The sequence below is a fragment of the Mesoflavibacter zeaxanthinifaciens DSM 18436 genome, assembly GCF_000422365.1.
Taxonomy (GTDB): domain Bacteria; phylum Bacteroidota; class Bacteroidia; order Flavobacteriales; family Flavobacteriaceae; genus Mesoflavibacter; species Mesoflavibacter zeaxanthinifaciens.
In genome coordinates this window covers 313179-325665 of sequence record NZ_AULQ01000002.1, presented here as the reverse complement: position 1 = coordinate 325665, position 12487 = coordinate 313179, and the positions used below count along the sequence as shown (strand labels likewise).

Annotated in this window: 14 protein-coding genes and 1 tRNA gene; 4 read left to right on the top strand and 11 right to left on the bottom strand. The window is 31.0% G+C overall.

Annotation, left to right across the window (positions count from 1 at the left end; all coding sequences use genetic code 11):
• Nucleotides 1-64: 64 nt before the first annotated feature.
• From accC to pdxA, 6 genes are all read right to left on the bottom strand, one after another.
• Nucleotides 65-1417 (bottom strand): acetyl-CoA carboxylase biotin carboxylase subunit, encoded by a 1353-nt coding sequence (gene accC, locus H574_RS0104290; RefSeq protein ID WP_027879377.1) that lies wholly within the window; start codon nucleotides 1415-1417, stop codon nucleotides 65-67.
• Nucleotides 1418-1502: 85 nt separating this feature from the next.
• Complete coding sequence (gene accB / locus H574_RS0104285) at nucleotides 1503-1985, bottom strand: acetyl-CoA carboxylase biotin carboxyl carrier protein (protein WP_027879376.1); 483 nt, start codon at nucleotides 1983-1985, stop codon at nucleotides 1503-1505.
• Between the two features lie 34 nt (nucleotides 1986-2019).
• Nucleotides 2020-3015 carry a beta-ketoacyl-ACP synthase III gene (locus H574_RS0104280; RefSeq protein ID WP_027879375.1) on the bottom strand — a complete coding sequence of 332 codons (996 nt, stop codon included), beginning with the start codon at nucleotides 3013-3015 and terminating at the stop codon, nucleotides 2020-2022.
• A 178-nt stretch (nucleotides 3016-3193) separates the two neighbouring features.
• The gene (gene rpmF / locus H574_RS0104275; protein ID WP_027879374.1) at nucleotides 3194-3394 is read right to left on the bottom strand and encodes a 50S ribosomal protein L32; all 201 of its coding nucleotides are present in this window, start codon (nucleotides 3392-3394) and stop codon (nucleotides 3194-3196) included.
• Between the two features lie 9 nt (nucleotides 3395-3403).
• Complete coding sequence (locus H574_RS0104270) at nucleotides 3404-3943, bottom strand: YceD family protein (protein WP_027879373.1); 540 nt, start codon at nucleotides 3941-3943, stop codon at nucleotides 3404-3406.
• A 73-nt stretch (nucleotides 3944-4016) separates the two neighbouring features.
• Entirely contained in the window at nucleotides 4017-5063 is a 1047-nt protein-coding gene (gene pdxA, locus H574_RS0104265) for a 4-hydroxythreonine-4-phosphate dehydrogenase PdxA (protein WP_027879372.1), read from the bottom strand.
• A 68-nt stretch (nucleotides 5064-5131) separates the two neighbouring features.
• Here pdxA and H574_RS0104260 point away from each other — a divergent pair, with 68 nt between their 5' ends.
• On the top strand, nucleotides 5132-5722 hold the full coding sequence (locus H574_RS0104260; RefSeq protein ID WP_027879371.1) for a riboflavin synthase: 591 nt from the start codon (nucleotides 5132-5134) through the stop codon (nucleotides 5720-5722).
• Here H574_RS0104260 and H574_RS0104255 read toward each other — a convergent pair.
• From H574_RS0104255 to mce, 3 genes are all read right to left on the bottom strand, one after another.
• Entirely contained in the window at nucleotides 5711-5884 is a 174-nt protein-coding gene (locus tag H574_RS0104255; RefSeq protein WP_240471249.1) for a PID-CTERM protein-sorting domain-containing protein, read from the bottom strand. The two genes, H574_RS0104260 and H574_RS0104255, sit on opposite strands and share 12 nt — an antisense overlap.
• 255 nt (nucleotides 5885-6139) lie before the next feature.
• Nucleotides 6140-6213: transfer RNA gene (locus tag H574_RS0104250), tRNA-Ile, on the bottom strand.
• A gap of 56 nt (nucleotides 6214-6269) precedes the next feature.
• A complete protein-coding gene (mce, locus tag H574_RS0104245) occupies nucleotides 6270-6671 on the bottom strand; it encodes a methylmalonyl-CoA epimerase (RefSeq protein ID WP_027879369.1) in 402 nt (133 codons plus the stop codon).
• Between the two features lie 83 nt (nucleotides 6672-6754).
• Here mce and rbfA point away from each other — a divergent pair, with 83 nt between their 5' ends.
• Entirely contained in the window at nucleotides 6755-7150 is a 396-nt protein-coding gene (gene rbfA, locus H574_RS0104240) for a 30S ribosome-binding factor RbfA (protein ID WP_027879368.1), read from the top strand.
• Nucleotides 7151-8356 carry an ABC transporter permease gene (locus H574_RS0104235; RefSeq protein ID WP_027879367.1) on the top strand — a complete coding sequence of 402 codons (1206 nt, stop codon included), beginning with the start codon at nucleotides 7151-7153 and terminating at the stop codon, nucleotides 8354-8356.
• A gap of 1 nt (nucleotide 8357) precedes the next feature.
• On the opposite strand, the gene dusB is transcribed toward H574_RS0104235, so the two are convergent.
• Nucleotides 8358-9353, bottom strand: coding sequence for a tRNA dihydrouridine synthase DusB (gene dusB / locus H574_RS0104230; RefSeq protein WP_027879366.1), 996 nt, complete (start codon nucleotides 9351-9353; stop codon nucleotides 8358-8360).
• 86 nt (nucleotides 9354-9439) lie between these two features.
• Here dusB and H574_RS0104225 point away from each other — a divergent pair, with 86 nt between their 5' ends.
• Nucleotides 9440-9961 carry a hypothetical protein gene (locus H574_RS0104225; protein WP_155912579.1) on the top strand — a complete coding sequence of 174 codons (522 nt, stop codon included), beginning with the start codon at nucleotides 9440-9442 and terminating at the stop codon, nucleotides 9959-9961.
• A 70-nt stretch (nucleotides 9962-10031) separates the two neighbouring features.
• Here the strand turns inward: H574_RS0104225 and H574_RS0104220 are convergent, their stop codons facing one another.
• Entirely contained in the window at nucleotides 10032-12434 is a 2403-nt protein-coding gene (locus H574_RS0104220) for a TonB-dependent receptor domain-containing protein (protein ID WP_036227063.1), read from the bottom strand.
• Between the last annotated feature and the right edge of the window lie 53 nt (nucleotides 12435-12487).

Genomic DNA, 12487 nt, shown 5'->3' with positions numbered 1-12487 from the left:
TGACTTAACAACAAAGGGTAACACCATAAAAAAACTCCGAAATTACTTTCGGAGTTTTATTTTTTTAATCTTCTTTTGGTTTTTCCATTTTGAAATCTTCCATAAATTTAGTGGTATAGTTACCTGATAGGTAATCTGGATGGTCCATTAATTGTCTATGGAATGGAATTGTGGTTTTGATACCTTCTATTACAAACTCGTCTAATGCACGTTTCATTTTATTAATTGCCTCTTCACGTGTTTGTGCAGTGGTAATTAATTTTGCAATCATAGAATCGTAGTTTGGCGGTATACTATAACCTGCATAAACGTGTGTGTCTAAACGTACACCATGTCCTCCTGGCGCATGAAGTGTTGTGATTTTTCCTGGTGAAGGTCTAAAATCATTATAAGGGTCTTCTGCGTTTATACGGCACTCTATTGAGTGTAAATTAGGCGTATAGTTTTTACCTGAAATTGGTACTCCTGCAGCAACTAATATTTGCTCTCGGATTAAATCAAAATCTATTACTTGTTCTGTTATTGGATGTTCTACTTGTATACGCGTATTCATCTCCATAAAGTAGAAGTTTCTGTGCTTGTCTACAAGAAACTCTACAGTTCCTGCACCTTCGTAGCTAATGTATTCTGCAGCTTTTACGGCTGCTTTACCCATTTTATCTCTTAACTCGTCGGTCATGAATGGCGAAGGTACTTCTTCTGTTAACTTTTGGTGACGACGTTGTACAGAACAGTCTCTTTCTGATAAGTGACATGCTTTACCTGTACTATCTCCTACTACTTGGATTTCGATATGTCTTGGTTCTTCGATAAGTTTTTCCATATACATATCGTCGTTTCCAAATGCAGCTTTAGATTCTTGTCTAGCCGAATCCCAAGCGTCTTTTAGGTCTTCTTCTTTCCAAACGGCACGCATACCTTTTCCTCCTCCACCTGCAGAAGCTTTAAGCATAACAGGATAACCTGTTTCTTTTGCTATTTTTTTACAGTCTTCAAAAGTTTCGATAACACCATCACTACCTGGTACACAAGGTACTCCTGCTGCTTTCATTGTTGCTTTTGCAGAAGCTTTGTCTCCCATTTTATTAATCATCTCTTCTGAAGCACCGATAAATTTAATATCATGCTCTTCACAGATTTTAGAGAATTTTGCGTTTTCTGAAAGGAACCCGTATCCTGGATGTATAGCGTCTGCGTTTGTTATTTCTGCAGCTGCAATAATGTTTGACATTTTTAGATAAGACTCGTTGCTTGGTGCTGGACCAATACAAACAGCCTCGTCAGCAAATTTTACATGTAAACTGTCTTCGTCTGCTTTAGAGTATACAGCTACTGTTTTTATGCCCATTTCTTTACAGGTTCTAATAACACGCAGTGCTATTTCACCTCTATTGGCAACTAATATTTTTTTAAACATCTTTATTGAATTAGATAATTAGACAATAGGATTATTGATAGTTCAAATTTTTAAGATGAAACTTGAACAGATCTAATAATCTAAATTAAGATGGGTCTACTAAGAAAAGTGGTTGATCAAACTCTACAGGAGAAGCATCATCTACTAATATTTTAACGATTTTACCTGACACTTCAGATTCTATTTCGTTAAATAACTTCATAGCTTCGATAATACATAATACGTCTCCTTCTGCTATAGATTGACCTACTTCTACGAATAATGGTTTATCCGGAGATGGTTTTCTGTAGAATGTTCCTATGATTGGAGATTTTATAGTTATATATTTAGAGTCTTCTGCTGGTGCAGCTGGTGCTTCTGTAGCAACTGGTGCAGGTGCTGCAGCTGGTGCTGGTTGCATTGGCTGTACAGGCATTTGTGCTTGCATTGGCACTTGTTGTACAATTGTAGTTTCTGTATCTGATCCAGTTTTGATAGTTATTTTAACATCATCTGTTTCTAATTTAACCTCACTTGCGCCAGATTTTGCTACAAATTTAATTAAGTTTTGAATGTCTTTTAAATCCATAATTATTAAGTTATTAATTTAAGTTTTAGTTAGTTTAAGAGTTATAAGCCCATTTTAAATAAATTGAGCCCCATGTAAATCCGCCTCCAAAAGCAGCAAAAATTAAGTTATCTCCTTTTTTTAACTTTTTTTCAAAGTCGTATAGTAATAATGGTAATGTTGCTGATGTAGTGTTACCGTATCTGTAGATATTTTTTAGCACTTTGCTTTCATCAAGATTCATTCTATTTGCTGTTGCATCAATAATACGTAAGTTAGCTTGATGTGGTACTAACCATGAAACATCTTCATGGGATAGGTTATTACGCTGCATAATTTTTTCGCAAACGTCTGCCATATTTGCTACAGCAAATTTAAATACTGTACGTCCTTCTTGGTGTACAAAATGTTGTTTGTTATCTAGTGTTTCTTGAGAGGTAGGTAATATAGATCCTCCTGCTTCAATTTTTAAGAATTCTCTTCCGGTACCATCACTTCTAAGATATTCATCTTGAAATCCTAGACCTTCTTCGTTCGGTTCTAATAGAACAGCTCCTGCTCCATCTCCAAAAATGATACATGTAGCACGATCTGTGTAATCTATTATAGAAGACATTTTATCTGCTCCTATTAATAAAACTTTTTTGTATCGTCCAGACTCTATATAACTTGTTGCTGTAGATAAGCCATAAAGGAAACTAGAGCATGCTGCTTGCAAATCGTATGCAAAAGCATTTGTTGCGCCTATCTGTGTTGCAGTATATACTGCTGTAGATGCAACTGGCATATCTGGCGTAGCTGTTGCTACGATAACTAAGTCTATTTCTTTGGGATCTAGATTTCTTTTTTCTAGTAAGTCTTGTGCAGCTTTTATTGCAAGGTAAGAGGTACCTTTGCCTTCTTTTTTAAGAATTCTACGTTCTTTAATTCCTGTTCTTGTGGTAATCCATTCGTCGTTTGTATCCACCATAGTCTCTAAGACTTTGTTTGATAATACAAACTCTGGTACATAAGCACCAACAGCAGTTATTGCAGCAGTAATCTTGCTCATATTTTTATATAATTTGGTCATTAAAAGACCCAAAACGGGACAAAAATGACTTAAATTAAGCTAAATTAGTCATTTTTGAACTAATTTGACGCAAAGTAAAACGTTTTTAACGTAAAGAAAAGCGTTTCATAAAAAAAACGCTCACAAGTGAGCGTTTCTTATATGCGTGCATAATAAATTATGCTACGTTTTCTTCTACTGAGTTGTCTATTAATACTTGACCTCTGTAATATAATTTTCCTTCACTCCAGTGAGCTCTGTGATATAAGTGAGCTTCACCTGTTGTTGGGCAAGTTGCAATTTGTGGCGCAGTTGCTTTGTAATGCGTTCTTCTCTTATCTCTTCTAGTTTTCGAGATTTTTCTCTTAGGATGTGCCATTTTATATTATTATTTATCCGTTAATAGTTTTTTTAATGTATTCCAACGAGGATCAATCTCGTCTTCTTTTTCTTTTTTATCTTTTAATTTTGGACTTAATTCTTCTAACTTTTTGAGTATTTCTGAGTCTAATGTTCCATCTTCTACTCCTGGATGCACTAGTTTACTTGGTATTGCTAGCACAATAGTTTCATAAATGTATTGCTGTATGTTTACTTCATACTCACCGTGTGGCACTATTAATATATCAATGTTTTCATCGTTATATTCTTCTCCAAATTTTACAACTAAATCAAAGGTGTTTGATATTTGTTGGTCATAAGGTTCATTAGTTACATCACAGTTTACGTTTACATCTCCTGAAACTTCAAAATGAAATTCTAATAAAGTAGATTTTTTATTTAAAGTAACATCTACATTTATATTACTAGAGTTAAACTCTTCATAGTCAAAATGATCAAAGAACGTTTGGTCTATTTTATAATCAAAATGATGTTTTCCTTCTTTTAAACCTACAAACTGTATTGTAAATTCTTTTAATTGCTTCATTCTCACATCTATTTTGAGCCTGCAAATATACAAAAATCTTCTTATTTATAAAGACTTATAAACATTTTTTTGTTTATATCTTTTTTTTAGAGAAAGGTAGAGGATTTTTACTTATTTCTGCGTACTCATTTCTGTTATTAAAAATTTTTATTGCCGTAAAAATAGCTTCTTTAAAAGACCCTATATCTGCTTGTCCTTTTCCTGCTATTTCAAAAGCAGTTCCATGATCTGGAGATGTCCTTACCTTGTTTAATCCCGCTGTATAATTAACACCTTGACCAAACGAAAGCGTTTTAAATGGTATCAAACCTTGATCATGATATGATGCTATTATTGCATCAAAATTTTGGTAATTATTAGAACCAAAAAAACTATCTGCAGCGTATGGCCCAAAGACTAACTTACCTTTTTCTTTAATTTTCTTTAATGCTGGTCGTAAAATTTTATCATCTTCATTTCCTATAACTCCATTATCTCCTGTATGTGGATTAATACCTAATACGGCAATTTTTGGTTTATTAATTTTAAAATCCTTAACTAAAGAATCGTGTACTGTATTTATTTTATCTTCAATTAGTTTTGTTGTTATATGTTTAGATACATCTTTAACAGGTACATGATCTGTTAACAATCCTACTCTTAATCCTCCATTGACCATAAACATAAGACTGTTACCTTCTAACTCTTGATTAAGATAGTCTGTATGTCCAGGAAATTTAAAAGTATCTGATTGTATACTACTTTTATTTATTGGTGCTGTTACAAGCACATCTATTTCGTCACTTTTTAAAGCTTTAGTAGCTTTTTGTAAAGATTTTATAGCATATTCTCCTATGGTTTTATCTTCTTTTCCAAAGGATATGTTAACATTTTCTTTCCAACAATTAAGCACATTAACTTTACCTATCACTGCTTGATTAATATGATTAATGCCATTAAGATTGATATCTATTTTGTAATGTTTTTTTACAAAACTCATTGTTTTAATTGAAGCAAAAATTACTGGAGTACAAAAATCTAACATTCTTGCGTCTTCAAAAATCTTTAGAACAATTTCTGAGCCGATCCCGTTTAAATCTCCAATTGAAATTCCTACTTTAATATTTTCTTCTTTCTTCATTAATAAAACTAACTATTGTTTGTAATTTTACCTGCAACAAATTTAACCAAATAATAACGATTACGTTTATGTTTACAGGAATTATTGAAACACTTGGTAAAGTAACCAATCTTGTTACTGAAAAAGATAATTTACATATTACTATTGAAAGCGAAATTACTCATGAGCTAAAAATAGATCAAAGTGTTGCCCATAATGGCGTTTGCTTGACTGTAGTTGCAATTGATAATAACCAGTATACTGTAACAGCCATAAAAGAAACACTTGATAAAACAAATATCGGTAATTTAATTATTGATAGTACCGTAAACCTTGAGCGCGCAATGAAATTAGGTGAAAGACTTGATGGACATATCGTGCAAGGTCATGTAGACCAAACAGCAACTTGTATTGATGTAAAGGAAACTGAAGGCAGTTGGTTATTTACTTTTGAATATGACCCAAAATTAAATAATGTAACTATTGAAAAAGGGTCTATAACTGTAAATGGTGTAAGTCTAACAGTTGTAAACTCTCAAAAAAACAGCTTTAGTGTAGCAATTATACCTTACACCTTTGAGCATACAAATTTTAAAACTTTTAAAGTTGGAACTGAAGTAAACTTAGAATTTGATGTTATAGGAAAATATGTAAAACGTTTAACCGAACTAAGCGCTTAAGCTTTGTTTATGTTTTATAACCTTATATATCCCGTAAAAAAGAGCAGCAGCAATTAAAAACACAATACCATTATCTATGGGTAAACCAGGTGGTGGTACTGGTGGCGGTGGCGGTGGCGGAACATTACCTCCATCTACTATATTAATTAGGTTAAAAAACATAAATAACATTTGGGCTATTATTTTTTTATTGAACTTGAGAGAAATTCGGTTGTAAATGTATGAAAAAAAGACTGCTAACAAAATTTTTTAAACAGTTTTTACTTAAAATTTATCTTTCAAGTGCAAATTTTATCGTTAAAATACATATTTAACGATATGATAACGTCCTTTTTATTTAAATACTTTTATCAAAAATATTTAAAACGAAAATAAAAAAAGCTTCACAAAACTGTGAAGCTTTTCAATTTCTAGAAGTGGTCCCACCTGGGCTCGAACCAGGGACTTTCTGATTATGAGTCAGATACTCTAACCAACTGAGTTATAGGACCCGAAATTGGAGTGCAATATTACTACTATTTTTAAAATACTGCAAACCTTTTTTAAATTACTTGATATCTTGGCAAAGTTCTATTAAAACTCCGTTAGTTGTTTTTGGATGTAAAAATGCTACTAACTTATTGTCTGCGCCTTTTTTAGGTGTTTCATTTAAAACTGTAAAACCTTCTTCTTTTAAACGCTTAATTTCTTTTTCAATATCATTAACCGCAAAAGCAATATGATGTATTCCTTCACCTTTTTTTTCTATAAACTTTGCAATTGGGCTATCTGGTTTTGTTGCTTCTAAAAGTTCTATTTTGTTTGGTCCAACTTCAAAAAAAGATGTGCTAACGCCTTCACTTTCTACAGCTTCAACTTTATAATGTGGTTTACCAAATAGTTTAGCAAAAAGTTTGTTAGAATCCTCTAAACTCTTAACTGCTATACCAATATGTTCAATTTTTTCCATTTTTTAACGTATTTTAGATCTAATATTTGCTTAAATATGTCTTAAAAGTAATATATTCTTGTAATAACAACTATTTTTGTAGCATGGAAGAAAGTCAAAGACAAAAAAAAATAGCTTCGGTACTTCAACGAGATTTGGTAGATGTACTACAAGGTGCTGCTACTAAAGGCGGATTAAAAGGTGTAATTATATCGGTATCTAAAGTAAAAGTAACTGCAGATTTAACAGATGCTAAAGTATATTTAAGTATTTTTCCTAACGATAAAGGAAAAGAGTTGCTTGAAGGTATTAAAGCAAACACACCTTTTATAAGACACGAAATTGCGCAACGTACTAAAAATCAATTACGTCGTATGCCACAACTAATGTTTTATATAGACGACTCTTTAGAATATATTGACAAAATTGAAAAGTCTTTAAAAGGAGAGGATAATCCTATTGAAAACCCAGATTTATTAGGCAAACGAAAAAAATCTTAGTTGAATTTTCCGCTGTACATAGTTAAACGTTATTTACGTTCTAAAAGCAGTAATAATGCTATAAACTTTATAACCATTATTGCAATGGTTGGTATCGTATTAGGGTCTGCTTCTTTATTTATTGTACTTTCTGGTTTTGCTGGTTTACGTGAGTTTACTTTAGAATTTACTTCTATAATCGATCCAGATTTAAAAGCAGAAACAACTATTGGTAAATCGTTTACATTGTCTCAACACCAAGCTGAAGATTTAAAGAACATTGAAGGTATTGCTAGTTTTTCAAAAATTATTGAAGAACGTGTTATCGCTACTTTTGATGGCAATAATCATCCTGCTTACATAAAAGGTGTTGATCAAAATTTTAGTGAAGTTACTAAAATAGAATCTGTTATTCCTATTGGTGGTTGGATTTATCCAGAAACACCACAATCTGTTGTTGGTTGGACCATTTCTACACATTTAAATGTTGGCGCTAACGACTACGGAAAAAGTATGACGCTTTCTGTACCAAAACCAGGAAAAGGTCAAATTACATCTCAAAATCAAGCTATAAACCAAGTAAAAGTAGTTAATGTTGGTATTTATGATATTAATGAAGAAATAAATAACAAATACATTTTTACATCTTTAGAAACAGCAAAGCAGTTATTAAACTACAACGATAACCAAATTACATGCATTGAGTTTAAACTGAATGAAAATGCAGATGAAGACACTATAAAAAATAAAATAGCTTCTGTTTTAGGACCTAATATTTTGGTGAAAAACAAAGACCAATTAAATGATGCTATTTATAAGATGTTAAATACTGAAAATCTGGCGGTATATCTTATTTTCACTTTAGTTTTAATCATTGCGCTTTTCAATATTATTGGCACCATTATAATGGCTATTTTAGATAAGAAAAAGACACTAAACACTTTATATAACTTAGGTGCAAGCGTAAAAGATATTAGAAAAATATTTTTATATCAAGGTATATTAATGACATTAATTGGCGGTATTATTGGACTAATTATTGGTTATGCATTAGTACAATTACAATTATCTTTTAAGCTAATTATGATAACACCTGTTTTACCTTATCCTGTTGCATTACAATTTAAAAACTTTGTAATTGTAATGCTAACATTAATGGTTTTAGGCGTCATAGCTTCTAAGATTGCTGCATCTAGAATAAATAGAAATTTAGTAAAAACAGGTTAGATTACTCAGTAAACACATAATCGCTAAACTGTTTTTCTACTTCATCAAAAGCTGCAAAAACATCAACAGAATGATCACTAGTTACCATTTTTGTTCTGTATTCTTTAAAGTGAGGAATACCTTTAAAGTAATTGGTGTAATGACGTCTGGTTTCTAAAACACCTAAAGTTTCGCCTTTCCAATCTATAGCCATTTGCAAGTGTCTTCTTGCCGCATCAACACGCTCTTGCATAGTTATTGGTCGGTAATGTTCTCCTGTTTCAAAAAAGTGTTTTACTTGTTTAAAAAACCACGGATTACCAATTGTAGCACGACCAATCATACAACCGTCTAAACCGTATTGGTCACGCATTTCCATTGCGCGTTCTGGTGTATTTACATCTCCATTTCCAAAAACAGGAATATGCATACGTGGATTATTTTTTACCTCAGCAATTGGTTTCCAATCTGCGTTACCTTTATACATTTGCGCACGTGTACGACCATGTATCGCTATTGCTTTACAACCAACGTCTTGTAAGCGTTCTGCAACTTCAACAATCCTAATAGAATCATGATCCCAACCTAATCTTGTCTTTACGGTAATAGGTATATTGGTACGCTTAACCATTTCGGCAGTTAATTGTTCCATTAAACAAATATCTTTTAAGATACCTGCGCCAGCACCTTTACTAACTACCTTTTTTACTGGACAACCAAAGTTAATATCGATGATATCTGGTTTAGACTCAGAAACAATATCTATGGTTTGTAACATACTATCCATATTAGCTCCAAAAATTTGAATACCAACAGGACGTTCTTTTTCGTAAATATCTAACTTAATAACGCTTTTAGCTGCATTACGTATTAAACCTTCGCTAGACACAAACTCTGTATACACCACATCTGCACCTTGCTCTTTACATAATTTTCTAAAAGGCGGATCGCTTACGTCTTCCATTGGAGCTAACAACAACGGAAACTCTGGAAGTTCTATATTACCTATTTTTACCACGTTACAATTTTTTGGCAAAATTACATCTTTTTAAATAATTGTAAGACAAAGAAGATTAAACTATATTTATGCAAATTAGTTTCTAAATGAAAAGACTCATCATTATTTTTTGCATTATCTTTTTTAGCTGTGGCACACAGAATAGCCAGATAAAATTAAAAACTATAAGACACAGTCATTTTAAGATACAATATCCTAATACATGGGTTAGGTTTGGAGGTGTTGGTCACATTAATTTGACTCCAAAAAAATTAAAAGATTTAAATCCCGAAGATGAATTAAATAATATCTCTGTAAATAAAAACCCTTTCTATATTGAAAAATTTAATGGCGTAGAAAATACTTTAAACGAACATGGTAAAACCCTAAGACCAAGAGAAATTAAAAAAGAATACATATTAACTAAATTACCAGAAGGTTCTAAATATATTTATAAAATTGAATCGACTATTGAGCGACAATCTTTTAAAGAAAAATTTAAACGATTAGAGTTTTTTTATGTTAGAGACTCTAAATTAGATTATATAGCGTTTCATATGGAAGAAAAATTATTTGATAAATATTTTGATGATGCCATGTTAATTATAAACTCTTTTGAGCCTAAATAAAAAAGACCATATAACTTTATGTTACACGGTCTTTTTATATTAAAAACGTTTTATTATTTAAGATTGTTTCTTACTCTAATCGGTCTCTTTCTTTCTTATCTTTGGTACGTTCGTTAGTCTGTAAGCTTGTATTACCAAATTTATAACTAAAACCTAACTTAACATATCTATTATCTTGGTTATGGAAGTTATAATTGTCTTGTCTACCATATTTAGTGCGTACAGTAAAATCTTGCTTATTAAATAAATCTGCAAAAGCTAAAGATAATGTTGCTTTATCCTTAAATAGCTTTTTACTAATAGACAAATCTGATATTAAACGTCCATCTACCGTTTGAAACCCTTGTAAATTTTTACTTGTGTAAATAACTGTAAAATTAGCAGATAGGCTTTTGTCTTTTAAAAATGAAAAATCATTACTAAGCACAGAGTAGTTGCTCCATTGATCTTGTTTAACTATTTGATTGTCTAAAAAAGCTTCTTCTTGTATGTTATAAAAAGATGTTACAAAATAAACAGACCAGCTATTTGAAACATCAAAATATGTTATAAAATCTAAACCAAAATCTGTTGCTTTACCAATATTGGTTGGTTGATAGATTAAAATGTTGTTGGTATTGTCTTGAATTGGAATTTCATGTATTTGATCTGATATGTCTTTGTAGTAAAATTCAAAAGTATATCTGCTTTTTATAGATGTTCCTAAAACAAATTTGTTGGTAAATGTTGGTTGTAAAAAAGGGTTACCTGTAGCTATCGTATTATCATTTAAAAAGAAATTAAACGGATTTAAATCTTGATAATCTGGTCTGTTAATACTACGTTTATAATTAGTGTATAGATTTATATTTTTTGAAGTTTGCCAACTTAAATTAAGTGTAGGAAACCATTCTAAATAATCTTGGTTGTTTAATCCGTTTGTGCTTATAGATTGACCTTCAATATCTGTTTGCTCTACTCTTAATCCTCCTGAAAAACTCCATTTTTCCCAATCTATTTGATAGTCTAAATATGCAGCAAAAATAGACTCATCATAATGATAAGTATCAGAATTTTGATTGTTAAATGTTGTATTTCCTGTATTTGGATCTATATCAAACTGACTAATATCACTGTCTGTATTAATTACAGACGTTTTTATTCCTGTAGACAAAGAAGAGTTATCACTTAATGCCGTATTGTAATCTATTTGTGATGTTATAATATCTGTAGTTTGATTATTATCTGTTGTAAAAGCAGTGTCAAAATTAGAGTTACTATTAACAAAATAATACTGAGATTCTACTTGCTGGTGTCTCTCATAATCATATTTAGTCATATGTACATTAATAGCTAAAGAACTTTCATTTTTAAACTTTTGCATAAAGTCTAAATCTATTCCAAGATTATATTTATCATCACTAGAATTATTATTTACATTAAAATTATAATTATTAGTTCCTTGTAAATCATTTACTGTTGTATTTCCTCTTGTCAAATAATCAAAATAAGGTAAATACAAAAAGTTAGATGTTAGACTAAGCGTACTTCTTTCACTTAAAAAATAGTCAAAATTTAAGTTTGCATTGTGTGTTTTTGAAGTTGTATTTCTATTTAAAGTAGAATACCAATTTTCTGAAATAGCGTTGTTATTATCTAAATAATTTATTTCGTTAATATTATCTCTGTTAATCTTACTTTGGTTATAGTTGTAGTTAAGGTTAATATTAACTTTATTGGTTTTGTAAAACTGATTGATTCCTGCATTATACCTAGGAAAAACACCTTGCGTGTAATTAGAAAACACATTACCTCTGTAACCTGTTATTAAGTTTTTAGTCATTACTATATCTAAAACAACTCCGCTTTCTGCATCATACTTAGCAGAAGGATTGGTAATAACCTCTACTTTTTGAATGCTATTTGCAGAAGAGTTTTCTAACAACTGTGTTACTTCTGATGCAGATAGTTGCACTTTTCTGCCATTAATAAATACTGTAGGAGTACTGTTTTTAACAGAAATATTTCCGCCTAAAACCAAAACACCTGGTGTGCTTCGTAAGACGTCTAACATTGTACCTTCTACTAAAGAAGTATTTGCAACATTAAAAATTAATCTATCTGCTTCCTTTTTAAGGGTTGGTTTATTAGCTGTAACAACAACTTCTTCTAAATTTTCTGTGCTATCTTTTAAAATAATATTTGTAACAGATGTCGTGTTAGCTATAGTTAAATTTTCAGTATAACTTGCAAAACCTAAAAAAGAAGCTTGCAAAATATAAGTTTTAAAGTCTAATCCTGTAATAATAAACTTTCCAGACTCATCTGTACTTGCTCCTTTTACTATAGAATTATCTGATGCATCTGTAACTAAAACGTTAACAAAAGATAGTGGTTGGTTATTTTGATCTACTACTTGACCAGTAATGGTCGCCTCTTGCCCAATAGCATAAAAAGACAGTAAATAGAATAAAATATTGGCTAAGTATTTCATTTAAAAATTAATAGGTCGTGCAAGATAATAATTGTTAATTACTTTTCCTTGTG